Below are 25113 nucleotides of genomic sequence, written 5' to 3' on the forward strand. Positions count from 1 at the left end.
ACAAAAAATGCCAGGAGCAAAATTATGAATCATTTACCAATGCCAACCTTTGGCCCACTTGCCGGGGTACGCGTGGTTTTTTCAGGGATCGAAATTGCCGGCCCGTTCGCCGGACAAATGTTCGCCGAATGGGGTGCTGAGGTTATCTGGATTGAAAACGTCGCATGGGCCGATACCATCCGCGTGCAACCTAACTATCCACAGCTCTCACGCCGCAACCTGCACGCCCTGTCGCTGAATATTTTCAAAGATGAAGGCCGGGAAGCGTTTCTGAAGCTCATGGAAACCACCGATATTTTCATTGAAGCCAGTAAAGGCCCCGCCTTTGCTCGCCGCGGTATTACCGATGACGTGCTGTGGGAACATAACCCGAAACTGGTTATCGCCCACCTTTCCGGCTTCGGCCAGTTTGGTACCGAGGAGTACACCAATCTTCCGGCATATAACACCATCGCGCAGGCGTTCAGCGGCTATTTGATCCAAAACGGTGATGTTGATCAGCCGATGCCGGCCTTCCCGTACACCGCCGATTACTTCTCCGGGATGACCGCAACGACAGCAGCGCTGGCAGCCCTGCACAAAGTACGCGAAACGGGTAAGGGTGAAAGCATTGATATCGCCATGTACGAAGTGATGCTGCGTATGGGTCAGTACTTCATGATGGACTACTTCAACGGCGGCGAAATTTGTCCACGCATGACCAAAGGCAAAGACCCGTATTACGCTGGCTGCGGTCTCTATAAATGCGCCGATGGCTATATCGTCATGGAGCTGGTCGGCATCACGCAAATCAACGAGTGCTTCAAGGATATTGGCCTCGCCCACATTCTTGGCACACCGGAAGTCCCGGAAGGCACCCAGCTTATCCATCGCGTGGAATGCCCTTACGGCCCGCTCGTGGAAGAGAAACTGGACGCCTGGCTGGCAACACACACCATCGCCGAAGTCCAGGCGCGCTTTGCTGAGCTGAATATCGCCTGCGCGAAGGTACTGACCATTCCTGAACTGGAAGGCAACCCGCAGTACGTTGCCCGTGAATCCATTACTCAGTGGCAAACGATGGACGGCCGCACCTGCAAAGGGCCGAACATCATGCCGAAATTTAAAAACAACCCGGGGAAAATCTGGCGTGGCATGCCGTCACACGGCATGGATACCGCCGCCATTCTGAAAAACATTGGTTATAGCGAAGCAGACATAAATGAGCTGGTCGGCAAAGGCCTGGCCAGAGTTAAGGAATAAACGCGACGCGCTGACCCGCTGGTTGGTTAGCGCTCACGCCTGATTTCAGTGGATAAAGCATTATGGATATCGTTGGCGGACAAAACTTACGTCAGATGTGGGACGACCTGGCCGGGGTGTACGGAGATAAAACGGCGTTAATTTTCGAATCCTGCGAAGGAATCGTTCGGCAGTATAGCTATGCCTCGCTCAATGAAGAGATAAACCGCACGGCGAACCTTTTCCATTCCTTAGGGATCCGCAAGGGCGACAAGGTCGCACTGCATCTGGATAACTGTCCGGAATTTATCTTTTGCTGGTTTGGACTGGCAAAAATTGGTGCCATTATGGTGCCGATTAATGCCCGCTTGCTGGGCGAAGAGAGCGCCTGGATCCTGCAAAACAGCCATGTGAGCCTGCTGGTCACCAGTGCCGAGTTTTATCCTATGTACCGCCAGATACGGCTGGAAAATACCACTCCGCTTAATCATATCTGTCTGATTGGCGAGCAGCTTCCGGTTGACGACGGCGTGAGCCACTTTACCCAACTGCAAGCCCGCCAGTCGACTAATCTGTGCTATACGCCTGCGTTATCCACTGACGATACGGCGGAAATTCTGTTTACCTCAGGCACCACCTCACGGCCTAAAGGGGTGGTGATTACCCACTACAACCTGCGCTTTGCGGGCTACTACACCTCCTGGCAAATCGCTCTGCGCGATGATGACGTCTATATGACGGTGATGCCCGCTTTTCATATCGACTGTCAGTGTACGGCTGCCATGGCCGCATTCTCCGCAGGCAGCACCTTTGTGCTGGTGGAGAAGTACAGCGCCAGGGCGTTCTGGGATCAGGTGCGTAGATATCAGGCGACGGTCACCGAATGCATCCCGATGATGATCAGAACGCTGATGGTCCAACCCGCAGCCCCAACGGACAGACAGCATCACCTGCGCGAAGTGATGTTCTATCTCAATTTATCCGAACAGGAAAAAGATGCCTTTATCGACCGCTTTGGCGTCAGACTGCTGACCTCCTACGGCATGACCGAAACCATCGTGGGCATTATTGGCGATCGCCCTGGAGACAAACGGCGCTGGCCTTCTATTGGTCGCGTGGGTTTTAGCTATGAAGCCGAAATCCGTGACGATCACAACCGTCCCCTGCCCGCCGGAGAAATTGGCGAAATCTGCATTAAAGGCGTGCCGGGAAAAACAATCTTCAAAGAGTACTACGCGCAACCCGACGCTACTGCCAAAGCGCTGGAACCTGAAGGGTGGTTACATACCGGTGATTCGGGTTACCAGGATGCGGACGGTTTTTTTTATTTCGTCGACAGACGCTGCAACATGATCAAACGCGGTGGGGAAAATGTCTCCTGCGTCGAGCTGGAAAATATTATTTCTGCGCATCCGAAAATTCAGGACATTGTGGTTGTCGGTATTAAAGACTCGATCCGTGATGAAGCCATTAAAGCTTTTATCGTCCTTAATGAGGGTGAAACATTAAGCGAAGCTGAGTTCTTCAGCTTCTGCGAAAACAATATGGCGAAATTCAAGGTTCCTTCTTTTATGGAGATAAGAACCGACCTGCCGCGCAATTGTTCAGGAAAAATAATCAAAAAAAATCTGAAATAACCCTTCCGGTCGGAATTCTTCCGGCCGGGAAACCTAATTATCTGGAGATGAACTATGAGTGAATCATTACATCTGACCCGTAACGGCCCGATCCTGGAAATTACCCTTGACCGGCCTAAAGCCAATGCCATTGACGCTAAAACCAGCTTTGCAATGGGAGAAGCTTTTCTTAATTTTCGTGATGACCCGGAATTACGCGTAGCAATTATCACCGGCGGCGGAGAGAAATTCTTTTCTGCGGGCTGGGACTTAAAAGCGGCGGCCGAAGGTGAAGCGCCGGATGCCGATTTTGGCCCAGGCGGCTTCGCTGGTTTAACCGAAATTTTCGACCTCGATAAGCCGGTCATCGCCGCGGTAAACGGCTACGCGTTTGGCGGCGGTTTTGAGCTGGCGCTGGCGGCGGATTTTATCGTCTGTGCGGAAAATGCCAGCTTCGCGCTGCCGGAAGCAAAACTCGGGATCGTGCCTGACAGCGGCGGCGTACTGCGTTTACCTAAACTGCTGCCACCGGCAATCGTTAACGAAATGGTGATGACCGGCAGACGAATGAGCGCCGAAGAAGCACTGCGCTGGGGCATCGTCAACCGCGTTGTCAGCCAGAACGAACTGATGGATAGCGCGCGCGAACTGGCGCAGCAGCTGGTAAATAGCGCCCCGCTGGCTATCGCCGCGCTGAAAGAAATTTACCGTGCGACCAGCGAAATGCCGGTGGAAGAAGGCTACCGGTACATCCGCAGCGGTGTGCTGAAGCACTATCCATCGGTGCTGCACTCGGAAGATGCGCTCGAAGGACCACAGGCATTTGCGGAAAAACGCGATCCTGTATGGAAAGGTCGTTAATGTGCCTATGCCGGATAAGGTATTTACGCCGCAATCCGGCAATAAAACCGAGATAAGACAATGAGCTATTACGCCTTTGAGGGCCTGATTCCGGTGGTACATCCGGATGCCTATGTCCATCCCAGCGCTGTGCTGATTGGCGATGTCATTGTGGGGGCCGGGGTTTATATTGGTCCACACGCCTCATTGCGCGGTGACTATGGTCGCCTGATTCTGGAAGCCGGTTCTAACCTGCAGGATGGCTGCATCATGCACGGCTACTGCGACACCGACACTATCGTGCATGAGAATGGACACATCGGCCATGGCGCAATCCTGCACGGCTGCGTGGTGGGCAGAGATGCGCTGATTGGCATGAACAGCGTGATTATGGACGGTGCGGTGATTGGCGAAGAGAGCATTGTCGCTGCCATGAGCTTTGTCAAAGCCGGATTTCAGGGAGAGGCAAGGCAGATGCTGGTTGGTTCACCGGTTCGCGTACTGCGTGAAGTCACGGACCAGGAGCTGCACTGGAAACGGCTGAACACCAAAGAATATCAGGACCTTGCAATCCGCTGCCAAACAGGACTACACGAAACCTTGCCATTAACGCAGGTCGAAAAAAACCGACCGCGCCTGAAAGGCACGACGGACGTAAAGCCAAAATCAGCACGGTAATTTATGCCGGAGAAGCGCTCACGCCGATCCGGCAAATCACCATTATCGACGCATGCTCTTGGAGAGCATCATCTGCCATTTCTGCTCACGGTTAAGCTCTGTTGGGGGAACCGCTGGCAGTCGCGGCGTTTTCGCCACACTCACCTTTTTTTCCTGCAAATTGTGATTCAAGCGTCTGTAGAGATGAGAATCAATACTGATGACTTTCACCAAACGCTGGCACTGGCAGCCGCGGCCTGCAATTTGATTAGGGATCATCTTAACTTCACAAACAATTTCTCCCACTTCCGACAGAATATAAGAGAGCGTATTAATTGCTTTGCAGTGTTCAATATCAAAATGGCGGGAAATTTCCTTTGCTGTGATCCAACGATCTTCAGCCATCATCCAGTCAGCAATTAACAAATAAAGCGGTCTTTCAACATATTTTTCACACATAAGCACACCATTTCACAAATTAAAAATCTGGCTACGGCCTGTCCAAATTAATAAAAACTAAGCCATATTAAAATTGTGGATATAAGGGATAGTATGCGACTTGAATGTTGATTAGTGTGAGCAATATCGTGCTTATTACATTGAAAATGTGGTTATGGAAACACGGTTGGCCAGGAATGACCTTATGAGAGATAAAAAAGGGTTTCTTTACAGAAACCCTTTCCAAATTATATTGCAGGCCCGGTTAGCGCAATTATCACCGGGCCTTTTTTTTATGACTTTTTGATCTGCGCGTGCATTTCCTGAACCGAGGTCACCTTCTCGGTAGCATCGGCATTCAGCGCCATCGCCGTTGCGAAACCACCGTTCAGGGTGGTGTCATAATGCACTTTGTACTGCAGTGCGCTGCGGCGAATCAGCTTGGAGTCTTCAATAGCCTGACGGCCTTCTGTAGTGTTGATGATGTAAGTGTACTCGCCATTCTTGATACGGTCCTGAATGTGCGGACGGCCTTCATGCACCTTGTTCACCAGACGTGGATTGATACCCGCTTCGCCCAGCACAATCGCGGTGCCGTGCGTCGCATCCAACTCGAAACCAAACTTCAGCAGCTTCGCCGCCAGGTCAACCACGCGCTCTTTATCGCCTTCGCGAACGGAGAGCAGCGCACGACCCTGTTTTTTCATGGTGGAGCTGCTGCCGAGCTGTGCCTTGGCGAACGCTTCCGCGAAGGTACGGCCCACGCCCATCACCTCACCAGTAGAGCGCATTTCTGGCCCTAACAGCGGATCAACGCCCGGGAACTTGTTGAACGGCAGCACCACTTCTTTTACCGAGTAGTACGGCGGGATAACTTCTTTGGTGACGCCCTGCTGTGCCAGCGTTTTCCCGGCCATCACGCGCGCCGCGACTTTCGCCAGCGGTACGCCCGTTGCCTTGGAGACGAACGGAACGGTACGCGCCGCACGCGGGTTCACTTCAATCAGGTAAACTTCGTTATTCTTCACCGCAAACTGGACGTTCATCAGACCGCGAACCTGCAGTTCGAAGGCCAGTTTCTGCACCTGCTGGCGCATCACATCCTGAATTTCCTGGCTCAGGGTATACGCAGGCAGAGAACATGCGGAGTCACCGGAGTGCACGCCCGCCTGTTCGATGTGCTCCATGATACCGCCAATCAGCACCATTTCGCCGTCGCAGATGGCGTCCACGTCCACTTCTACCGCGTCATCAAGGAAACGGTCCAGCAGTACCGGCGCATCGTTAGAAACGCTGACCGCGGTCTGGAAGTAGCGACGCAGGTCGGCTTCGTCGTAGACGATTTCCATCGCGCGGCCGCCGAGAACGTAGGACGGACGCACCACCAGCGGGTAACCAATCTCTTTCGCCTTCTCAACCGCCATTTCAATGGCGGTCACGGTGGCGTTCGCCGGTTGTTTCAGCTTCAGACGGTCAACCGCCTGCTGGAAGCGTTCACGGTCTTCCGCACGGTCGATAGCATCCGGGCTGGTGCCGATAACCGGCACGCCTGCCGCTTCCAGCGCACGCGCCAGCTTCAGCGGAGTCTGGCCGCCGTACTGCACGATAACGCCTTTCGGCTTCTCGATGCGCACGATTTCCAGCACGTCTTCCAGCGTTACCGGCTCGAAGTACAGACGGTCGGAGGTATCGTAGTCGGTAGAAACGGTTTCTGGGTTACAGTTGACCATGATGGTCTCGTAACCGTCTTCGCGCAGCGCCAGCGAGGCGTGTACGCAGCAGTAGTCGAATTCAATGCCCTGACCGATACGGTTTGGACCACCGCCCAGCACCATAATCTTGTCACGATCCTGAGTTGGATTCGCTTCGCACTCGTCTTCATAAGTGGAGTACATGTAAGCGGTGTCGGTGGCAAATTCTGCCGCGCAGGTATCCACGCGCTTGTAGACCGGGTGCAGGTTATATTGGTCACGCAGCTTGCGGATTTCCGCTTCGCGTACGCCGGCCAGTTTCGCCAAACGCGCATCGGCGAAACCTTTGCGCTTCAGTACGCGCAAGAAGTCAGCGTCGAGGCCGTTGATGCCAAGGTCTGTGACTTTTTCTTCCAGGCGCACCAGTTCTTCAATCTGCACCAGGAACCAGCGGTCGATGTTGGTCAGGTTGAACACGCCATCGACGGACAGACCAGCACGGAAAGCATCGGCGATGTACCAGATACGCTCGGCGCCCGCGTCTTTCAGCTCGCGGCGGATTTTGGTCAGCGCTTCCGGGTCATCCAGACTTACTTTCGGGTCGAAGCCGGTCGCGCCCACTTCCAGACCGCGCAGCGCTTTTTGCAGAGACTCCTGCTGGGTGCGGCCAATCGCCATCACTTCACCGACAGATTTCATCTGGGTGGTAAGACGGTCGTTAGCGCCAACAAATTTCTCGAAGTTGAAGCGTGGAATTTTCGTCACAACGTAGTCGATGGACGGCTCAAACGAAGCCGGAGTCCGCCCGCCGGTGATGTCGTTCATCAGTTCGTCGAGGGTGTAACCTACCGCCAGCTTGGCTGCGACTTTAGCAATCGGGAAGCCGGTTGCTTTGGACGCCAGCGCCGAGGAGCGGGAGACGCGCGGGTTCATCTCGATAACAATCAGACGGCCGTTTTTCGGGTTTACCGCAAACTGGACGTTAGAACCACCGGTTTCAACGCCGATTTCACGCAGTACCGCCATCGAGGCGTTACGCATGATTTGATATTCTTTGTCGGTCAGCGTCTGGGCTGGCGCAACGGTGATGGAGTCACCGGTATGGATGCCCATCGCGTCGAAGTTTTCGATGGAGCAGACGATGATGCAGTTGTCGTTTTTATCACGTACCACTTCCATCTCGTACTCTTTCCAGCCAATCAGCGATTCATCAATCAGCAGTTCGTTGGTTGGGGAAAGATCCAGACCGCGTTCGCAAATTTCTTCAAACTCTTCGCGGTTGTAGGCGATACCGCCGCCGGTGCCACCCATGGTGAAGGACGGACGGATAATGCACGGGAAGCCGACGTCAGCGGCAACCGCCAGCGCTTCTTCCATGGTGTGAGCGATGCCTGAACGTGCGGTATCGAGACCGATTTTTTTCATCGCGATGTCGAAGCGACGACGGTCTTCCGCTTTATCAATGGCATCCGCCGTCGCGCCAATCATGGTCACGCCGAACTCAGCCAGTACGCCCTGACGTTCCAGCTCCAGCGCACAGTTCAGCGCCGTCTGACCGCCCATGGTTGGCAGCACCGCATCCGGGCGCTCTTTCTCAATGATTTTGCGTACCACTTCCCAGTGAATCGGCTCGATGTAGGTGGCATCGGCCATTTCCGGGTCGGTCATGATGGTCGCCGGGTTGGAGTTCACCAGAATAACGCGGTAACCCTCTTCACGCAGGGCTTTACACGCCTGCGCGCCGGAATAGTCAAACTCACACGCCTGACCGATAACGATCGGACCCGCGCCCAGAATCAGGATACTTTTTATGTCTGTACGTTTTGGCATGGCTCTTTTACTCCTGATTATTTCGCGGACTGACGGTATTGCTCAATTAACTCGATAAAGTGGTCGAACAGCGGCGCAGCATCGTGTGGACCCGGGCTTGCTTCAGGGTGCCCCTGGAAGCTGAACGCCGGTTTGTCGGTACGATGAATCCCCTGCAGGGTGCCGTCGAACAGCGACTTGTGGGTCACGCGCAGGTTGGCAGGCATGGAGGCCTCATCGACCGCAAAACCGTGGTTCTGAGCGGTGATCATCACGGTGTTGTTATCAATATCTTTTACCGGATGGTTGCCGCCGTGGTGGCCAAACTTCATCTTAATGGTCTTCGCACCGCTTGCCAGCGCCAGCAGTTGATGTCCGAGGCAGATGCCAAATACCGGAATATCGGTTTCGAGGAATTTCTGAATCGCGGTAATCGCGTAGTCGCACGGCGCCGGATCGCCAGGGCCGTTGGACAGGAAGATACCGTCCGGATTCATCTTCAGAACATCTTCAGCAGAGGTTTTCGCCGGCACAACCGTCAGGCGGCAGCCGCGATCCGCTAACATACGCAGAATGTTACGTTTAGCGCCGAAATCGTAGGCCACTACGTGGAACGGCAGTTCATCGGCAGATTTAGCTTCCGGCAGGTCACCGGCCAGCGTCCAGCTACCTTGCGTCCAGCTATAAGGCTCCGCGGTGGTCACTTCTTTCGCCAGATCCATGCCGTTCAGACCCGGGAAGGCTTTCGCTTTTTCCAGCGCCAGCGCCGCATCCGGGTTATCACCCGCGATAATGCAGCCGTTCTGTGCGCCCTTTTCACGCAGCAAACGCGTCAGCTTACGGGTATCGATATCGGCAATTGCCACAATATTATGGCGTTTGAGGTAAGAAGAGAGGTCTTCGGTATCGCGGAAGTTGCTGGCAATCAGCGGCAGGTCGCGGATGACCAGGCCTTGCGCATGTACTTGAGAAGATTCTGCATCGGCTTCATTGGTGCCGACATTACCGATATGAGGATAAGTAAGAGTGACGATTTGGCGGGAATAGGAAGGATCAGTGAGGATTTCTTGATAACCGGTCATTGAAGTATTGAAAACGACTTCCCCAACCGCCGAACCTGTTGCCCCTATGGCCCGACCGTGAAACTGGGTTCCGTCTTCCAGAACCAATAGCGCTGACTTAATCAAAACACCCTCCAGAGAATATTCACTCACTTTATTTGCATATTAATTCATTAACACCTCATGAATCAATGCAAATTTGCTTACCTATGGATTTCTGGCAAACGGCGGCATTCTAGAGATAGCCCACGTAAAAGTCTACCCAAAAGGGCATTTTTTATTATTATTTTACGCCACTGGGATAAAACACACGATTTAACAGGCAAAAAGATCAGCTAACTTGGGGTGGAAAACGCTTGCGGAAGATAAAGAGTGTAAAAACAGGAAGCGCGATAGATAAAAGTGGACCATTTGGTCAAAATTTACATTGAAATAACAAAATAACCCTGCAAAACACCAACAATCAGGCCATTAAATAAAAAATCAAATTAAAAAGCGAAAAAATAAAAGGGCAATAAAATATTGCCCTATGTAATCAAATAGTTATGATTACAATAACCACATCACGAAGGGTAATAAAAGTTATAAACTGCGTAAATCAAGCACATCTTTCATATCAAAAAGACCGTTTGACTTTGATTTCAGCCAAATTGCCGATCGTACTGCGCCATTGGCAAAGGTCATGCGGCTGGAGGCTTTATGCGTGATCTCAATGCGCTCGCCAATATCGGCAAACATCGCGGTATGCTCACCAACGATATCTCCCGCCCGCACCGTGGCAAAACCGATCGTACCGGGTACGCGCTCACCGGTGTAACCTTCACGCGAATAGACGGCACACTCTTTTAAATCTTTATCCAGCGCCCCGGCAATCGCCTCCCCCATCGCCAGCGCAGTGCCTGACGGCGCATCCACTTTATGACGGTGATGGGCTTCAATAATCTCAATATCGGTGTAATCACCCATCACTTTCGCCGCCTTCTCCAGCAGCTTAAGCATAACGTTAACGCCAACGCTAAAGTTCGCGGCGAAAACGATAGCAATGTCCTGCGCAGCATCACGAATAGCCTGTTTGCCCGCGTCATCAAAGCCAGTGGTGCCAATCACCATCCCTTTACCGTGCTGGCGGCAAAACGCCAGATGCGCCAGCGTGCCTTCCGGGCGAGTAAAATCGATGAAAACATCAAAATCATCTTTCACCGCCTCAAGACTACTTTGCACGGTAACGCCCGTTTTACCGGCTCCCGCTAACTCTCCGGCATCGCTTCCCAGCAAAGAAGAACCTTCGCGCTCCAGCGCCGCGCCGAGCTGTACGCCATCCATGCCAAGAGTGGCCTGAATCAACTGACGCCCCATGCGCCCTCCGGCTCCCGCGATGGCAACGCGGATTTGTGCATCATGCATAGCTATTCTCTTTTGTTAATTTTACGTAAATCGTTTTCAGATTAACCAGCACATCGCTGCGCCGCCAGCCGAAAACGTCGATAATTAGAATTTAATGATAAACAGGGAGAGATATCAGTAAAAGGCATGACGATCAGCGAAAACCACATGATTCTCTGACCACCAGCGCAGGCGGCAGAATAATGCGTTTCGGAGGTTCGTCATTTCCCTGAATGCGACTATAAAGTAGCTCTCCAGCCTTGCGACCTATCTCTTTTGCGGCCACCGACACGGTGGTGAGCGCAGGTTGTACCAGCGCCGCTTCAGTGATGTCATCGAACCCCACCAGCGCAAAATCGCGCCCTGGTTCACGCCCCATTTTACGTAATGCCTGCATAACCCCAAGCGCCACAATATCCTGATAACAAACGGCGGCGGTAATTTCCGGGAACCGCATAAGAAGCGACTCTGCCACTTTTGCGCCGTCAATCTGGCTGGCCTGCGTCGCCACTATCCATTGCGGATTCGGCGATATTCCCTGCTCCAGCAACGTGCTGGTGAATCCACCGATACGCTGTGCCCGGCTCCCGGAACTTGGGCTACCACCGATAAACGCAATATTCTTATGCCCCATTTTGACTAAATGGGTGGTGGCCATTTGCGTACCGAGAAAGTTGTCGGTTCCCACAAAATCAAAATCAGGGTCGCTAAGAGGGCGGACCACCATGATGGCGGGAATATTGCGCCTTTTCAGCGCCTCGAAGAAGGAGGTCGGTGTTTCGCGCGCCGCGCAGAGCACCATGCCGCAAGCATTATTGCGCATCAACGAGTCGACAAATTTTTGCTGCCTTTCTCCTGACTCTTCACTGTTTGCCAGAAACAGAAGCAGGTCATGCCGCTCCATCTCATGGCTTAGCCCTGCAGTCATCTCACCGTAAAAAGGGTTAGTGATATCGTGTAACAACAATCCGACCTGATTACTGCTCCGGTTACGCAGGTTGGCGGCGGTTTGATTATAAACGTAGCCGGCATCGTCCAGCGCTTTGAGCACCCTGTCACGTGTGGCCTGAGAAATGCGCCCCCGGTTACGCAACACCATTGAAACGGTTGCCGTGGAGACTCCCGCGCGTTCAGCAACCTGCGCCAGCGTGACTGTAGTCATGACCTCTCCTGTTTATTTCGAAGGTTAATCGAATAACCGAAATATTGCCTTTTTACGTGTGATTCACATCACGCTAACGTGCTTTTCACCGCACTGGATTCTGATTATGGCGGGTTAATCGCGTTAACCACACTATGAAAATAAGGTTAATCGATTAATCTTAAATAAGCCAACACGGAGACAGAATATGCGTACAACCTATAATAAATTCCCTGAGGTTAACGTTCAGGGCTATGACAACCACGCCTGGCAGGGTTGGTCGTCAATTCATTCAGTGCTTAACACCAGGGTTTCTACCGCCGCCAAAACCGTATTGATCGTGGATTGCTATCCGGGCGTGCGGCTTGACGAGCTGGAGCAACAGCTTGTTACGACATTAGATACCGCACTGGTGCTGAATATTGAATCCGCCCGCCGCGATGAGCAGGCCCTGCATGATTTACTGGCGCGTAACCTTACCGACGATCGCGTATTCGGCGTTCTCTCCTGTCATCACCTGGATGAATTTTTTGATAGCGACAAACTCAGCCAACTCCGCCAACAGATTGATGCCGTTACCTCAGGGCTGGTTGTCGTGTACGGCTCAGGCGCTGCGCTGGCACACCCTGGAGACGTACTGGTTTATGCCGATCTTCCGCGCTGGGAAATTCAACAGCGTATGCGTCATAACGGGCTGGGTAACTGGGGTGCAGAAAACCAGGATGAAGATATTCTTCGTCGTTACAAACGTGCTTTTTTCATTGAATGGCGGGTATTCGACAAACATAAAACGCCGTTACTCAAACGCGCCGATTATTTGCTCGATACCACGGTAGAAAATAGTCCCGCGATGGTCAGCGGCGACGCGTTACGCGCCGGTCTGCAACAAACCACCGAACAACCGTTTCGCGTTGCCCCTTTCTTTGACCCAGGCGTCTGGGGCGGGCAATGGATGAAACAACGCTTCGATCTCGATCCCTCAGCCCCCAATTACGCGTGGTGTTTTGATTGCGTGCCCGAGGAAAACAGCCTGTTACTGCGTTTTGGCAACGTGCGGATCGAGATCCCCTCTCAGGATCTGGTGCTGACCTGTCCCCGCCCCCTGCTGGGTGAAAAAGTTCACGCGCGCTTTGGCGCGGAATTCCCGATCCGTTTTGACTTCCTCGACACTATTGGCGGCCAGAATTTGAGTTTTCAGGTTCATCCGCTCACGGAGTACATTCAACAGCAGTTTGGTATGCACTATACCCAGGATGAGAGCTATTACATTCTCGAAGCCGAGCCGGACGCCGTGGTGTATCTCGGGACCAAAACCGGGATCGCACCGCAGGATATGCTCGACGACCTCCGGGCCGCGGGTCGTGGCGAAAAAACCTTTGATGATGAACGATTCGTTAACCAGATCCCTGCACATAAACACGATCACTTCCTGATCCCCGCCGGAACCGTACACTGCTCGGGTGCAGGAACCATGGTGCTGGAGATCAGCGCAACGCCCTATATCTTCACCTTCAAGCTGTGGGATTGGGGCCGCTTAGGGTTAGACGGCTTACCGCGTCCGGTGCATCTGGATCACGGTCAGCAGGTTATTGACTGGCAGCGCGACACGCAATGGGTGCACGACAACCTCGTCAACCGTATTGAACCCCTGGCTGAAGGAGAGGGTTGGCGGGAAGAAAGAACCGGAATGCACGAACGCGAATTTATCGAAACGCGTCGCCATTGGTTTACGGCACCGGTCACTCACCATACCCATGGCGGCGTCAACGTCCTGAACCTGGTCGAAGGTGCGCAGGCCGTTGTTGAAAGCCCGAGCGGCGCGTTTCCCCCGTTTGTCGTCAACTATGCAGAGACCTTTATCATCCCTGCCGCCGTCGGAGAATATCGTATTTCGCCGTTCGGCAAAGGCGTCGGTCAACAGCTCGCCACGATTAAAGCCTGGGTTAGAGGATAAGCGCATGATTAACGTAATTGTTGCCACCCATGGTCCCCTGGCGGACGCGCTTCTCGCCAGCGGTCGTATGGTTTATGGAGAATTACCGCATGTTTACCCCGTCACGCTGAGTGAACAGGCAGGTATCGAAGGGTTTAAAGCGACGTTCTCTCAGGTTCTCACCAGTGCCGGAAAAGACGCTGACGGCGTACTGGTGCTGTGTGACATGCAAAGCGGTACGCCGTGGAATGTCGCCTGCCATCATGCTTTTTCTTCACAAACGGTTCCTCCCGTTGCCGTCGTAGCGGGGGTCAATTTCCCGATGCTGTTACAAAGCGAGGAGATTTGCCATTTAACGGATGTTCACGCCGCAGCCGTCGAGCTGTTGGCGCTGACGATACCCACGCTGATTAAAGCCGCCCCGGTTTTATCCGTTCAGTCCGACGATTTTTAAAGGAAACCACTATGAGTATTTCTTTTGTACGTATCGATGACCGCGTAATCCATGGGCAGCTCGTGACACGTTGGGCCAAAGAGCTGCCCTGTGATGGGATCGTCGCTATAGACGACGCCGTCGCGGCCGACCCTTTGCTCTCTTCGGTGATGAAAGGCGCCGTACAGGACACCAAAGTTTGGTTGTTTGATACGGCCACCGCGATTGAAAAATTGCCAAAAGTCATTGCCAGCGAGAAACGTTATTTCGTCATTGGCAAATCACCCGTCACGCTCAAACGCATTGAAGAAGCAGGTATCAGCCTGAAAAATGCCAACGGCAAGATTAATGTGGGTCCGATGAGCGCGCGTGCTGATACCACCACCATCGGCCCGAATCAGTCGGTCAACGGGGATGAAATTGCCGCCTTTGACTGGCTGACGAAACATGGACACCTGGTTGAGTTTCGCCTGGTTCCTGATGCCAGTTGCTACAGCTGGCAGGACGCACGTCAGAAGCTGAAATAAGGAGCGCACGATGATTATCGAAGCTACGTTGATTGGCATACTTTGCTATCTCGGCGCCCTCAGCAGTCCCTGGCTTCTGGGGCTGACCGGCGGCTGGTATCTGATCACCCGCCCGCTGATTTCCGGAATGCTGGTCGGGATTATTCTCGGCGACATTAAAACCGGGATCATGATTGGCGTCGCGGTTCAGGCGGTGTATATCGCGATGGTAACGCCTGGCGGTTCGATGCCGGCCGATCTCAACTTTGTCGCTTACCCCGCAATCGCCTTAGGGATCCTTTCAGGAAAAGGCCCCGAGGTCGCGGTCGCGCTGGCGGCGACCATCGGTATCGCCGGAACCATTTTGTTTAACGCGATGATGGTACTGAACTCCTTCTGGAATCACCGGGCAGATGTGGCGCTGGAACGGGGCGATGAACGCGGTATTTACCTGAACAGCGCCATCTGGCCACAGGTGACAAACTTTGTCCTGCGTTTTGTACCAACTTTTATTGCGGTTTACTTCGGCGCGCAATACATCAGCGGTTTTATGGACAGCTTGCCGAAAATAGTTCTGTCAACGATGAACGTACTGGGCGGCATTTTACCCGCCGTCGGGATCGCGATTTTGCTGAAGCAGATCATCAAAAACTACACCATGCTGATCTACTTCCTCGTAGGTTTTGTCTGCATCGTATTTTTAAAACTCAACATGGTCGCGCTGGTGATCGTCGGTTCGCTGTTGGCGTTGATCCATTACAACTACAAACCGGAACCGCCGCAGGCCGCGAATGCAAAGTCGGTAGCCGATGATGATGAGGATGAATTCTGATGGAAGAACGTACACTTACGCGTAAAGATCTTCGCCGCTGCTGGCGCGCATGGATGATGCACAACTTATCATCGATGAGTTTTGAACGTCTGGAATCTTTTGGCTTTTGTCTGAGTATGCTTCCGGTGGCGAAAAAGCTCTATCCCGACGCAGCCCAACGTACTGAAATGCTGCGCCGTCATGCCTCATTCTATAATACGGAACCCCAGATAGGCGCGATCGTAAACGGCATGGTGCTGGGGCTGGAGGAGAAAAAAGCGAACGGTGAGCCGATCGATGGGGAGACCATCAATACCCTGAAGGTTGGCCTGATGGGCCCTATTGCCGGGATCGGCGATTCAATGATCCCAGGCATGCTGATCCCTATCCTGCTCAGCATCGGCATGGCCCTGGCGGCCGGCGGTAACATTCTCGGGCCGCTGTTTTATACCGTTGCCTGGCTGGCCATCATCATTCCCGGTTCGTGGTTCTTGTTCCTGAAAGGCTACAAAATGGGTTCTGGCTCGGTGGAAATGCTGGTGAGCAGCAAGTCTGCCCGTCTGCGTGAAGCGTTATCGCTGCTGGGTGTGTTTGTCATGGGGGGCGTGGCGGCCAGCTACGTTAAACTTGGCACCGGACTGGAGTTTATTACCAAAGATGGGGTGAATATCCATGTTCAACAGATGCTGGACGGTATCTTCCCGCAGTTACTGCCGCTGATTGTGGTGCTTGGTACCTGGTATCTGATGGCCAAGCGCGGTGTATCACCAGTGAAAGCGATGATTTTACTGTTGATACTGGCCGCCCTCGGCGTCGCCACGGGCCTGTTTGCGGGATAACACACAGAAAACGGTACAACCGGGGCTATGCCCTAATGTCAGTCAGTTAAGCATTATGGAGAACATATGATTTCGGCTCAGGGTTCCGTTCACCTCAGTGGTATCACTTTTCTGAAGCGCAGATACCCGTGAACGTAGCAATACGCCGGAGGCAACAGATTCATTACCTCCGTATGTGCCACTCATCATCGTTAACTGACAAGCATTAGGGCTATACCCCGTTTTTTATGGATGAAAGTTTTGCCACAGCTCGGGGTGCTTGTCCGGGCGTGAGATAAACTGGAAACGCGCCGGGTCCTCGATGAATTGTTGATAAACAGGTGCGGAGGTAATCGAGAATTCCGTATATTGTCTGGGCGTAACGGCCTGCAGTCGTCCAGGGATGTAACGCGGATTATGCTGCCAGATAACGTTGTTGCCCTGCAGCAGCGGATACCATGCCAGTCCTTTATGCGCACGCACGGCGTCGTACTCAAAACCATATTCACGATCGCACCACGCGCCAAAGGTTAACGGTACATCCGGGTCTGCGGATATAGTCGCATGCCCCCAACCGGGTGGTACCAACACTTTCTCACCGGGTCCGGCAATTACAGCAAAACAGCGGCCTGGGTCATCCTCAACATATTCCTGCATATAAATGATCGCTTTTCCCTGCCAGATTTCATAAAGCTCCGGCGGAGACCAGCCGCTGTGCTGACTAATACGATGAATATGTCCCTGACTACGCACCGGCTCTTCTCCCAGCCGTCCCGCCGCATAGGTCACCACGCCAAACAACAGCATCCGCTTTTTCAACTCTTCGCGATCCTGCATTCGCGCCACATCCATCGCTATGGCATACACTTCTTGCGGCCCTTCACAGTGCGGATCGCGCAGCGAGGCGCGAATCTGGTCGAGTTGACGAATCTCCGGCATCGGCCCGGTAACCTCATCCCCATAGCTAAAACCAAGCGGGTGATGATGGACCGTCATATCCAGGCCGTAAGAATGCGCTAAGTCAGCCATTCTGTACCTCCTTCGCCTGAACCGTCTTATTTTCCTCAAAGACCCTTATTCTGAAGCCGCTGGCGAGCGCTGCATAATCATGACCCGCAATCCCTGGCCATACGGCGAGCGCCGACAGAACCTCTTCCCCGGTGTTGATTAACCGATGCGCGGTAAAGCCGGGGATAATGTGGACAGATCCCGCGAATACTTTTTCCAGCCTCGCGTCGCCCTGCTCAGTTTGCAACAGCAGCAAACCGGTGCCACGCAGACCAAAATAGACTTCCCCCTGTTCGCGGCGCGCATGGAAATGCCCGCGGGTCATAAAATACTCACAGCCGACCCGGCCAGGGTAAAGATGGGTAACACCGGTGTAGAGTTCACCTTCAGCGGGAGAGGTATCCAGCATCTCGACGTCATACACGACCTGCTCGCCAACCAGCTGTTGACGGGCGTGTTCATCGGCAAAAACGTCTGGAAGATCCTCAATACGGGTGGATTTACGCAATAACAGGCCATCAGCTAAAGCGCCGCTTGCCCACGCCACCTGCGGTGGCTGGATAAAAGAAAGGTTCATATGTGTCTCCGGCCCGAGGAGAACAACAGGATCAGATTAGCAGATTAATCGATTAACCTGCTATCGCTATCTGCATATTGCGGGCCAGATCACAGCCTCAAGGTGCCAGCGTCAGTACCTCTGCCACCCACTGCTGGAACCCCTCAACGTCCAGCCCCAGCGCAACCTGGGCATTTGCCGGATGCCCTAAACGTCCTTCAATGTCCACCACCGTCGTACCCGAGGTATATTCACCCTGGGTTTCAACCGCCACGAAGCACGGCTGCAGGGTAAACAGTTCCGGGCGCACCAGCCAGGCAATAGCGCACAGGTCGTGCATTCGTAGCCCCGTATTCATACTGCCGCTACGGTAATGGCTAAACAGCGCGTGCAGCATTTTTCCCGTCTGGTTAAGCTGCGGCAACGTCGCCAGATAGTCAGGGGTGAGCATGGCCTGATTAGTGACATCCAGCCCACACATCACAATCTCCAGCCCGCTCTGGAAGACTTTTGCGGCGGCCTCGGGATCAATAGCAATATTAAACTCGGCGTTTGGCGTGAAGTTCCCGCGCCCGGCAGAACCGCCCATAATCACCAGACGGTGAATGTTGAATATGCATTCAGGATAATGAGTCAGCAGCAGCGCAATGTTGGTCAGGGGGCCAATTGCCACCAGCGTCACAGGCTGCGGGGCATGCATCAACGCATCGCGAATGGCCTGGAAGGCAGGTTTTGCCATCACCTGGCGGTCATGTTCGACAAATTCATACCCTTCCATACCTGATTCACCGTGTACGGAAGCGGCATCTCGTAGCGGTCTCACCAGCGGCATCGATGCCCCCTGCGCCAGTGGAATATCCGCATTCCAGAAGTGCAGCAGTTGCAATGCATTACGGGTGGTTTTTTCCACCGACACATTACCTGCTACCGTGGTCATCAGTTGCAGATCCAGCTCAGGGGCAAACAGCGCGGCGGCAATAGCGGCAGCATCATCAATGCCGGGATCGGTATCAAGAATGATCGGTAAGCGCATGGTTTCTCCATAAAAAAATGCCAGACGTTAAGTCTGGCATCTTCTCATAATCGTAACCGGAAAGACTTACTCTACTTCACGAACATCCACACGCAGCTCTTTCGGTACTTCGAAAACGATGTTTTCTTCACGCCCTTCCAGCGGAATAGCTTCCCCACCGCCAAGCTCCTGCAGGCGAGCAATCACGTTTTGCACCAGGATATCAGGCGCCGAGGCACCGGCCGTCACGCCCACGCACCTGGCTTCTTTCACCCACGCTTCCTGGATATCGGTCGCATCGTCAATCAGATACGCCGCTTTCCCCATTCGTTGGGCCAGTTCAGCCAGACGGTTGGAGTTAGAAGAGTTTTTCGAGCCGACCACCAGCACAACATCGGCCTGCTCTGCCAGCGCACGGACCGCTTCCTGGCGGTTGGTCGTGGCATAACAAATATCGTCTTTGCGCGGCCCGACAATTTTCGGGAAACGGCTTCGCAACGCGTCAATGACGTCAGAGGTGTCATCAACGGAGAGAGTAGTCTGCGTCATGAAGGACAATTTGCCTTCATTTTTTACATTCAGTTTCAGCACATCTTCAGGTGATTCGACCAGATACATTCCCCCCTGCGGGTTACTGTACTGGCCCATCGTGCCTTCAACTTCCGGATGCCCGGCGTGACCAATTAAAATTGACTCTTCACCGCGACGGCTGGCGCGGGCAACTTCCATATGCACTTTCGTTACCAGCGGGCAGGTCGCATCAAAAACCGTGAGGTCGCGGCCTTTGGCTTCGTTACGCACCGCCTGAGACACGCCATGAGCGGAGAAAATCAGGATCGCGCCATCCGGTACTTCGCTGATTTGCTCAATAAAAATAGCGCCGCGCTCGCGCAGGCTATCCACCACATAGCGGTTATGCACCACTTCATGACGGACATAAATCGGTGCGCCGTAAATAGCCAGCGCGTTTTCCACAATGCTGATAGCGCGGTCTACGCCAGCGCAAAAACCGCGCGGGTTGGCCAACAGGATCTGCATTTTACGCCTCCAGTGCCGGTTCGACTTCCAGCACTTCAATATCAAAATGAACGGTATGCCCGGCCAGCGGATGGTTGAAATCAACCGTGATCGAGTCACCGTTGATTTCGCGGATCACACCAGGCATCTCACTGCCGTCCATTGCGGTAAAGAGCATGATAGCGCCAATTTCTGGCTCGCCCGCGTCCATAAATTCCCGACGCGAGAAATACTGAATTAAGTCCGGGCTTGACACGCCGAAGGCGGCATCCGGCTCCAGAGCAAAAGTGGTTTTATCACCTTCTTTTAACCCCAGCAGGTGTTGTTCCAGTCCTTCAGACAGAGAACCGTCGCCCAGGCGAAACAGCGCAGGCTTGCCGTTATTGCGGGTTGACTCTGCGGTGGAGCCATCGTCGAGCTTAAGGGTGAAGTGCACCAGCACCGCACTGTTACTCTGTACTGATTTAGACATGCAGGTTGCTCTTTAAAATTGCTGCCGCCTGTTTGCCCGATAGCGCTACGCTTACCGAGCCTACAAGGATCGCAGTATATTGTAGGCCGGATTAGCATAGCGCCATCCGGCATTTTTTTATGCGGCTTTTTTCTCTTTCGACGGTAAGAAGCCTTCGAGGACAATCAATGCCGCACCGATACAGATCGCCGTATCGGCAAGGTTGAATGTCGCGAAATGCCAGTCACCGACGTAAAAGTCAATCATATCAACCACGAAGCCGTGCCACAGGCGGTCGAACAGGTTGCCCAGCGCCCCGCCAATGATTAACGCATACGCGATGTTGTTCAGCTTCTGCGTCGCCTTCGAGCGATACATCATCACCATCAGGATAACGCAGATACCAATGGCGATACCGGCAAAGAACCAACGTTGCCAGCCACCGCTGTCGGCTAAGAAGCTAAACGCCGCACCATAGTTACGCGCGTAGTGCAGATTAAGCGACGGGAACAGCGACACCGTATCCCCCAGAGCAAAGTTCTGGAGGATCAGGTATTTGCTGCCTAAATCGATAATCAGCACGACTACCACCAGCCACAGCCAGCGTAGTCCTGTTGAACATAGAGGCTTACTCATCAGGCAAACTTACGTTGTTCGCCATCACCGGCGATGTTGCTGACACAGCGTCCGCAGATATCTGCATGTTCCGCCACCTGGCCGACATCGGTAGTGTAATGCCAGCAGCGCGGACATTTCTCACCTTCGGCTTTGCTTAGTACGATTTTCAGACCTTTAAGCAGTTCGCTCTGCTGAGCATCAGCAGGAGCCGCAGCATAATCCGCAACCGTCGCACCGGAGGTCAGCAGAACAAAGCGCAACTCTTCGCCCAGCGCGGTCAGTTTCGCCGCCAGTTCTGGTTCAGCGTACAGAGTAACCGCCGCTTCCAGCGAACCACCGACTTTCTTATCCGCACGTGCCTGCTCGATGACCTTGTTCACTTCGCCGCGCACTTTCAGCAACTCGTCCCAGTAGGCGTCATTCATCGCTTCGGTTTCGCCTAAGCCAAACAGACCTTCGTACCATTCACCGGTAAAGACGTACTTCTCACGCTCGCCCGGCAGGTAACCCCAGATTTCATCGGCGGTGAAGGACATGATCGGCGCCATCCAGCGTACCAGCGCTTCTGCAATATGGAACAGCGCAGTCTGGCAACTACGACGCGCCACGCTGTCCGCTTTCGCGGTGTACTGACGGTCTTTGATGATGTCGAGGTAGAACGAACCCATTTCTACGGAGCAGAAGCGCATCAGGCGCTGTACTACTTCGTGGAAGTCATAGGCTTCATAAGCTTTCAGGATCTCTTCCTGCGCCGCTTGTGCACAACCTACCGCCCAGCGATCCAGCACCACCATCTCTTCCGGTTTCACCATATCTTTTACCGGATCGAACCCGTTCAGGTTCGCCAGCAGGAAGCGTGCGGTGTTACGGATACGACGATAGCTGTCGGCAGCACGTTTCAGGATTTCGTCAGAAACGGCCATTTCGCCGGTATAGTCGGTAGAAGCGACCCACAGACGCAGAATATCCGCGCCCAGTTTGTTCATTACGTCCTGCGGGCTTACGGTGTTACCGATAGACTTGGACATTTTGCGACCCTGACCATCAACGGTGAAACCGTGGGTCAGTACCTGACGGTATGGCGCTTTGCCCTTCATTGCAGTGGAGATCATCAGAGAAGACATGAACCAGCCGCGGTGCTGGTCAGAACCTTCCAGATACATATCTGCCGCATGGCCTGCAAACTCAGGACGCACGTCCACGACGGATGAGTGGGTTGAACCGGAGTCGAACCACACGTCCAGCGTATCCGGGACTTTGACATACTGGTCAGCTTCATCGCCGAGGATATCTTTCGGATCGAGATCCCACCACGCCTGGATGCCGTCAACTTCAACGCGTTTGGCCACTTCTTCCATCAGTTCGATAGCACGCGGATGCAGCTCTTCGGTGTCTTTGTGAACAAACAGAGACATCGGCACACCCCACGTACGCTGACGGGAGATACACCAGTCAGGACGGTTGGCAACCATCGATTCAATACGTGCCTGGCCCCAATCCGGGATCCATTGCACGCCTTTGATCTCTTTAAGCGACTGCGCGCGCAGACCTTTCTGATCCATGCTGACGAACCACTGCGGAGTCGCACGGAAGATGATCGGCGATTTGTGGCGCCAGCAGCACGGGTAGCTGTGCTGCATCTTCTCAACGTGCAGCAGAGCGCCTTTATCGCTCAGCAGCGCAACGATTTTGTCGTTGGCTTTAAAGACGTTCACACCGTCCAGATCCGGATAGGTACCCGCCAGATATGCGCCGTCCGGGCCAACCGGGTTAGCGATTTCCAGACCGTATTTCTGACTAATGACGTAGTCATCCGGACCGTGACCGCCGGCGGTATGGACCGCACCGGTACCCGCATCCAGCGTAACGTGATCGCCAAGAATAGCCGGCACGTCAAAGCCCATAAACGGATGGGTAAAGCGCAGCAGTTCCAGCTCGGCGCCTTTTACGGTGCCCAGAATAGTGTATTCAGCCGCACCAATACGCTGCATGACGCTTTCAACCAGATCCTTCGCCAGAATCACAGCCTGCCCGTCAATCTGCACCAGCGCATAGTCAAAATCAGGCGCCAGAGAGATTGCGCGGTTCGCCGGTAACGTCCACGGGGTGGTAGTCCAGATAACCAGTGAGATCGGGCCATTGACGTCAGAAACGCCAAATTTCGCTTTTACCGCGTCCTGATCGGCGGCGTGGAACGCAACGTCGATGGACGGGGAGGTTTTGTCATAATACTCAACTTCCGCTTCCGCCAGCGCGGAACGGCAATCAACGCACCAGTGCACCGGCTTCGCACCTTTGTGCAGGTGACCGTTACCGATGATTTTACCCAGCGCACGAATGATGTTGGCTTCAGTTTTGAAGTCCATGGTCAGGTACGGATGCGACCAGTCGCCCAGCACGCCAAGACGGATAAAGTCTTTACGCTGACCGTCAACCTGCGTCGCTGCGTATTCACGGCATTTGGCGCGGAACTCAGCGGCGGTGAACTTCTCGCCCGGCTTGCCGTATTCCTGCTCTACTTTCAGCTCGATTGGCAGACCGTGGCAGTCCCAGCCCGGAACGTAAGGCGAGTCGAATCCCGTGAGTCCTTTGGACTTCACGATAATGTCTTTCAGAATCTTGTTAACCGAGTGACCAATATGAATGCTGCCATTCGCATAAGGAGGGCCATCATGCAGAATGAAGGTTTTTTTGCCTTTTTTGGCCGCACGAATGATGCCGTACAGGTCATCATCAGTCCAACGCGCCAGCATTCCCGGTTCACGCTTGGCGAGATCGCCGCGCATCGGGAACCCTGTTTCCGGCAAATTCAGGGTTGATTTATAGTCACTCATCAGATTCTCGGTTCCGTATTTAAAACTCGTATAGGCATTAAGCCGGTTTTGTTAGCCCAAAAAATTCACGGGCAGTCAACTCATCACGCGCAATCTGCGCTTTTAGTTCATCCAGCGAGGCAAATCGCTGTTCGCTGCGTATTTTTTTACGCAGTACTACATCTATATGGCGACCATACAGGTCCATTACAACGTCCAATAGATGCACTTCCAACTGTTGGCGTACGCCTGCTACCGTCGGGCGTGTGCCGATGTTGGCGACGCCGGGTAAAGGTTTGTCACCCAGCCCCATTACTTCAACCGCATAAACCCCTTTCACCGGAGAAACCTGGCGACGAAGCGGTAAGTTTGCCGTCGGAAAACCGATAGTGCGCCCTAACTCGTCACCGTGAACTACGCGTCCTGAGATAGTAAAAGGATGCCCAAGCAGGCTTTCGGCCAGTTGCAGGTTATCTTCCGCCAGCGCTTGACGTACCGCGGTGCTGCTGATGCGCACACCGCCTTCACAGAAGGTTTGGGTGCTGGTGATATCAAAACCATACTCAGCGCCCGCTTCCTGTAATAACAAGAAATCGCCCGCACGGCTAGCGCCAAAGCGGAAATCATCACCAACGGCAAGAAATTGTACACCAAGGCGCTTCACCAGCAGATCGCTGATGAAGGTCTGCGCCGTTAATGCCGCGAAGCGCCTGTCAAAACGCACGCACAGCACGTAATCAACGCCGCACTCCGCCAGATAACGCAGTTTTTCCCGCAGACGGGTGAGGCGCGCAGGTGACTTGTCCGTCGCAAACAGCTCCAGCGGCTGCGGCTCGAAAATCATCACCATCACCGGTAAATTGCGTTTGCGCCCTTCTTCCCGTAAGCCCTGCAGCAACGCACGATGGCCACGGTGCACGCCGTCGAAATTACCAATAGTCAGCACACACCCATGCGGGGCCTGACTGAGATTATGTATGCCTCGTATCAGCTTCATGTCTGGCTCAAAACAGTGAAAATCGTGAAAGTATACCCTGTACCGCGTTCAACGTTAACCGGCGATTGTTTCTACGAAACAGAAAGAGGATGGTTTTCATCGTTATGAAACAAATTGACGCCCTTCACGGGCACACCAATGCAATTTTTCTCGTGGAAAGGCTGTATTCACGCCCCGCAAGCTGGTAGAATCCTGCGCCATCACTACGCAACGAGTGCTGCAATTTAAACGGCGCTTATTTGCACAAATCCATTGACAAAAGAAGGCTAAAAGGGCATATTCC

The 25113-nt window shown here is 53.5% G+C and carries 22 protein-coding genes and 1 pseudogene; 9 read left to right on the forward strand and 14 right to left on the reverse strand.

The genetic code is table 11. The features are described from left to right. Positions 1–24 precede the first annotated feature (24 nt). The 4 genes from caiB to caiE all read left to right on the forward strand — a co-directional run bounded on the left by caiB (position 25) and on the right by caiE (position 4355). Positions 25–1242 carry an L-carnitine CoA-transferase gene (gene caiB / locus GFC06_RS00805; RefSeq protein ID WP_153689734.1) on the forward strand — a complete coding sequence of 406 codons (1218 nt, stop codon included), beginning with the start codon at positions 25–27 and terminating at the stop codon, positions 1240–1242. A gap of 62 nt (positions 1243–1304) precedes the next feature. Beyond that, entirely contained in the window at positions 1305–2858 is a 1554-nt protein-coding gene (caiC, locus tag GFC06_RS00810) for a crotonobetaine/carnitine-CoA ligase (protein ID WP_141875895.1), read from the forward strand. Positions 2859–2912: 54 nt separating this feature from the next. Further along, positions 2913–3698 (forward strand): crotonobetainyl-CoA hydratase, encoded by a 786-nt coding sequence (caiD, locus tag GFC06_RS00815; RefSeq protein WP_094889030.1) that lies wholly within the window; start codon positions 2913–2915, stop codon positions 3696–3698. A gap of 60 nt (positions 3699–3758) precedes the next feature. Continuing rightward, positions 3759–4355, forward strand: coding sequence for a carnitine operon protein CaiE (gene caiE / locus GFC06_RS00820; protein ID WP_047358347.1), 597 nt, complete (start codon positions 3759–3761; stop codon positions 4353–4355). Positions 4356–4397: 42 nt separating this feature from the next. Here the strand turns inward: caiE and caiF are convergent, their stop codons facing one another. The 5 genes from caiF to GFC06_RS00845 all read right to left on the reverse strand — a co-directional run bounded on the left by caiF (position 4398) and on the right by GFC06_RS00845 (position 11878). Next, the gene (gene caiF, locus GFC06_RS00825) at positions 4398–4793 is read right to left on the reverse strand and encodes a carnitine metabolism transcriptional regulator CaiF (RefSeq protein WP_016151651.1); all 396 of its coding nucleotides are present in this window, start codon (positions 4791–4793) and stop codon (positions 4398–4400) included. Positions 4794–5065: 272 nt separating this feature from the next. Then, on the reverse strand, positions 5066–8293 hold the full coding sequence (gene carB, locus GFC06_RS00830; protein ID WP_047498316.1) for a carbamoyl-phosphate synthase large subunit: 3228 nt from the start codon (positions 8291–8293) through the stop codon (positions 5066–5068). 17 nt (positions 8294–8310) lie between these two features. Further along, positions 8311–9459, reverse strand: a complete 1149-nt coding sequence (gene carA, locus GFC06_RS00835; RefSeq protein ID WP_003018918.1) for a glutamine-hydrolyzing carbamoyl-phosphate synthase small subunit — start codon at positions 9457–9459, stop codon at positions 8311–8313. A gap of 456 nt (positions 9460–9915) precedes the next feature. Further along, complete coding sequence (gene dapB, locus GFC06_RS00840; protein WP_016151648.1) at positions 9916–10737, reverse strand: 4-hydroxy-tetrahydrodipicolinate reductase; 822 nt, start codon at positions 10735–10737, stop codon at positions 9916–9918. A 133-nt stretch (positions 10738–10870) separates the two neighbouring features. Beyond that, positions 10871–11878 (reverse strand): LacI family DNA-binding transcriptional regulator, encoded by a 1008-nt coding sequence (locus GFC06_RS00845; protein WP_016151647.1) that lies wholly within the window; start codon positions 11876–11878, stop codon positions 10871–10873. Between the two features lie 187 nt (positions 11879–12065). On the opposite strand from GFC06_RS00845, the gene GFC06_RS00850 reads away from it, so the two are divergent. From GFC06_RS00850 to GFC06_RS00870, 5 genes are read left to right on the forward strand one after another with little or no spacing between them, the layout of a single operon-like run. Then, positions 12066–13811, forward strand: a complete 1746-nt coding sequence (locus tag GFC06_RS00850; RefSeq protein ID WP_047417256.1) for a class I mannose-6-phosphate isomerase — start codon at positions 12066–12068, stop codon at positions 13809–13811. Positions 13812–13815: 4 nt separating this feature from the next. Beyond that, a complete protein-coding gene (locus GFC06_RS00855) occupies positions 13816–14244 on the forward strand; it encodes a PTS sugar transporter subunit IIA (RefSeq protein WP_016155663.1) in 429 nt (142 codons plus the stop codon). Between the two features lie 11 nt (positions 14245–14255). Beyond that, positions 14256–14750, forward strand: coding sequence for a PTS system mannose/fructose/N-acetylgalactosamine-transporter subunit IIB (locus tag GFC06_RS00860; protein WP_153689735.1), 495 nt, complete (start codon positions 14256–14258; stop codon positions 14748–14750). Between the two features lie 10 nt (positions 14751–14760). Further along, positions 14761–15561 (forward strand): PTS mannose/fructose/sorbose/N-acetylgalactosamine transporter subunit IIC, encoded by an 801-nt coding sequence (locus GFC06_RS00865; RefSeq protein ID WP_016151644.1) that lies wholly within the window; start codon positions 14761–14763, stop codon positions 15559–15561. After that, positions 15561–16379, forward strand: a complete 819-nt coding sequence (locus GFC06_RS00870; RefSeq protein ID WP_016151643.1) for a PTS system mannose/fructose/sorbose family transporter subunit IID — start codon at positions 15561–15563, stop codon at positions 16377–16379. Before GFC06_RS00865 ends, GFC06_RS00870 begins: the two co-directional genes overlap by 1 nt. 225 nt (positions 16380–16604) lie before the next feature. Here the strand turns inward: GFC06_RS00870 and GFC06_RS00875 are convergent, their stop codons facing one another. The 9 genes and pseudogenes from GFC06_RS00875 to GFC06_RS23290 form a co-directional block, all read right to left on the reverse strand. Continuing rightward, positions 16605–17387 (reverse strand): glucose-6-phosphate isomerase family protein, encoded by a 783-nt coding sequence (locus GFC06_RS00875; RefSeq protein ID WP_103928895.1) that lies wholly within the window; start codon positions 17385–17387, stop codon positions 16605–16607. Next, complete coding sequence (locus tag GFC06_RS00880) at positions 17380–17943, reverse strand: glucose-6-phosphate isomerase family protein (protein ID WP_047414460.1); 564 nt, start codon at positions 17941–17943, stop codon at positions 17380–17382. The genes GFC06_RS00875 and GFC06_RS00880 overlap by 8 nt, the downstream gene beginning before the upstream one ends. A 97-nt stretch (positions 17944–18040) precedes the next feature. After that, positions 18041–18955 carry a ribonucleoside hydrolase RihC gene (gene rihC, locus GFC06_RS00885; protein ID WP_016155659.1) on the reverse strand — a complete coding sequence of 305 codons (915 nt, stop codon included), beginning with the start codon at positions 18953–18955 and terminating at the stop codon, positions 18041–18043. A 66-nt stretch (positions 18956–19021) separates the two neighbouring features. Continuing rightward, a complete protein-coding gene (gene ispH, locus GFC06_RS00890) occupies positions 19022–19972 on the reverse strand; it encodes a 4-hydroxy-3-methylbut-2-enyl diphosphate reductase (RefSeq protein ID WP_047500149.1) in 951 nt (316 codons plus the stop codon). A 1-nt stretch (position 19973) separates the two neighbouring features. After that, positions 19974–20423 carry an FKBP-type peptidyl-prolyl cis-trans isomerase gene (gene fkpB, locus GFC06_RS00895; protein WP_003018929.1) on the reverse strand — a complete coding sequence of 150 codons (450 nt, stop codon included), beginning with the start codon at positions 20421–20423 and terminating at the stop codon, positions 19974–19976. Between the two features lie 117 nt (positions 20424–20540). After that, on the reverse strand, positions 20541–21038 hold the full coding sequence (gene lspA, locus GFC06_RS00900; protein WP_003018932.1) for a signal peptidase II: 498 nt from the start codon (positions 21036–21038) through the stop codon (positions 20541–20543). Then, positions 21038–23854, reverse strand: a complete 2817-nt coding sequence (gene ileS, locus GFC06_RS00905) for an isoleucine--tRNA ligase (RefSeq protein ID WP_016151638.1) — start codon at positions 23852–23854, stop codon at positions 21038–21040. The genes lspA and ileS overlap by 1 nt, the downstream gene beginning before the upstream one ends. A 37-nt stretch (positions 23855–23891) precedes the next feature. Then, on the reverse strand, positions 23892–24830 hold the full coding sequence (gene ribF / locus GFC06_RS00910; RefSeq protein WP_003829725.1) for a bifunctional riboflavin kinase/FAD synthetase: 939 nt from the start codon (positions 24828–24830) through the stop codon (positions 23892–23894). Between the two features lie 7 nt (positions 24831–24837). Continuing rightward, positions 24838–25053, reverse strand: a pseudogene (locus GFC06_RS23290) (DUF2575 domain-containing protein). Between the last annotated feature and the right edge of the window lie 60 nt (positions 25054–25113).

This window comes from Citrobacter braakii, from assembly GCF_009648935.1.
Lineage (GTDB): Bacteria > Pseudomonadota > Gammaproteobacteria > Enterobacterales > Enterobacteriaceae > Citrobacter > Citrobacter braakii.

Coding starts and splice junctions, on each gene's coding strand:
- caiD (WP_094889030.1), top strand. CDS start 2,913: ATGAGTGAATCATTACATCTGACCCGTAACGGCCCGATCCTGGAAATT.
- GFC06_RS00870 (WP_016151643.1), top strand. CDS start 15,561: ATGGAAGAACGTACACTTACGCGTAAAGATCTTCGCCGCTGCTGGCGC.
- GFC06_RS00855 (WP_016155663.1), top strand. CDS start 13,816: ATGATTAACGTAATTGTTGCCACCCATGGTCCCCTGGCGGACGCGCTT.
- caiB (WP_153689734.1), top strand. CDS start 25: ATGAATCATTTACCAATGCCAACCTTTGGCCCACTTGCCGGGGTACGC.
- GFC06_RS00850 (WP_047417256.1), top strand. CDS start 12,066: ATGCGTACAACCTATAATAAATTCCCTGAGGTTAACGTTCAGGGCTAT.
- dapB (WP_016151648.1), bottom strand. CDS start 10,737: ATGCATGATGCACAAATCCGCGTTGCCATCGCGGGAGCCGGAGGGCGC.
- ispH (WP_047500149.1), bottom strand. CDS start 19,972: ATGCAGATCCTGTTGGCCAACCCGCGCGGTTTTTGCGCTGGCGTAGAC.
- ribF (WP_003829725.1), bottom strand. CDS start 24,830: ATGAAGCTGATACGAGGCATACATAATCTCAGTCAGGCCCCGCATGGG.
- GFC06_RS00865 (WP_016151644.1), top strand. CDS start 14,761: ATGATTATCGAAGCTACGTTGATTGGCATACTTTGCTATCTCGGCGCC.
- rihC (WP_016155659.1), bottom strand. CDS start 18,955: ATGCGCTTACCGATCATTCTTGATACCGATCCCGGCATTGATGATGCT.
- ileS (WP_016151638.1), bottom strand. CDS start 23,854: ATGAGTGACTATAAATCAACCCTGAATTTGCCGGAAACAGGGTTCCCG.
- GFC06_RS00875 (WP_103928895.1), bottom strand. CDS start 17,387: ATGGCTGACTTAGCGCATTCTTACGGCCTGGATATGACGGTCCATCAT.
- lspA (WP_003018932.1), bottom strand. CDS start 21,038: ATGAGTAAGCCTCTATGTTCAACAGGACTACGCTGGCTGTGGCTGGTG.
- fkpB (WP_003018929.1), bottom strand. CDS start 20,423: ATGTCTAAATCAGTACAGAGTAACAGTGCGGTGCTGGTGCACTTCACC.
- caiF (WP_016151651.1), bottom strand. CDS start 4,793: ATGTGTGAAAAATATGTTGAAAGACCGCTTTATTTGTTAATTGCTGAC.
- carB (WP_047498316.1), bottom strand. CDS start 8,293: ATGCCAAAACGTACAGACATAAAAAGTATCCTGATTCTGGGCGCGGGT.
- GFC06_RS00860 (WP_153689735.1), top strand. CDS start 14,256: ATGAGTATTTCTTTTGTACGTATCGATGACCGCGTAATCCATGGGCAG.
- caiE (WP_047358347.1), top strand. CDS start 3,759: ATGAGCTATTACGCCTTTGAGGGCCTGATTCCGGTGGTACATCCGGAT.
- GFC06_RS00880 (WP_047414460.1), bottom strand. CDS start 17,943: ATGAACCTTTCTTTTATCCAGCCACCGCAGGTGGCGTGGGCAAGCGGC.
- caiC (WP_141875895.1), top strand. CDS start 1,305: ATGGATATCGTTGGCGGACAAAACTTACGTCAGATGTGGGACGACCTG.
- GFC06_RS00845 (WP_016151647.1), bottom strand. CDS start 11,878: ATGACTACAGTCACGCTGGCGCAGGTTGCTGAACGCGCGGGAGTCTCC.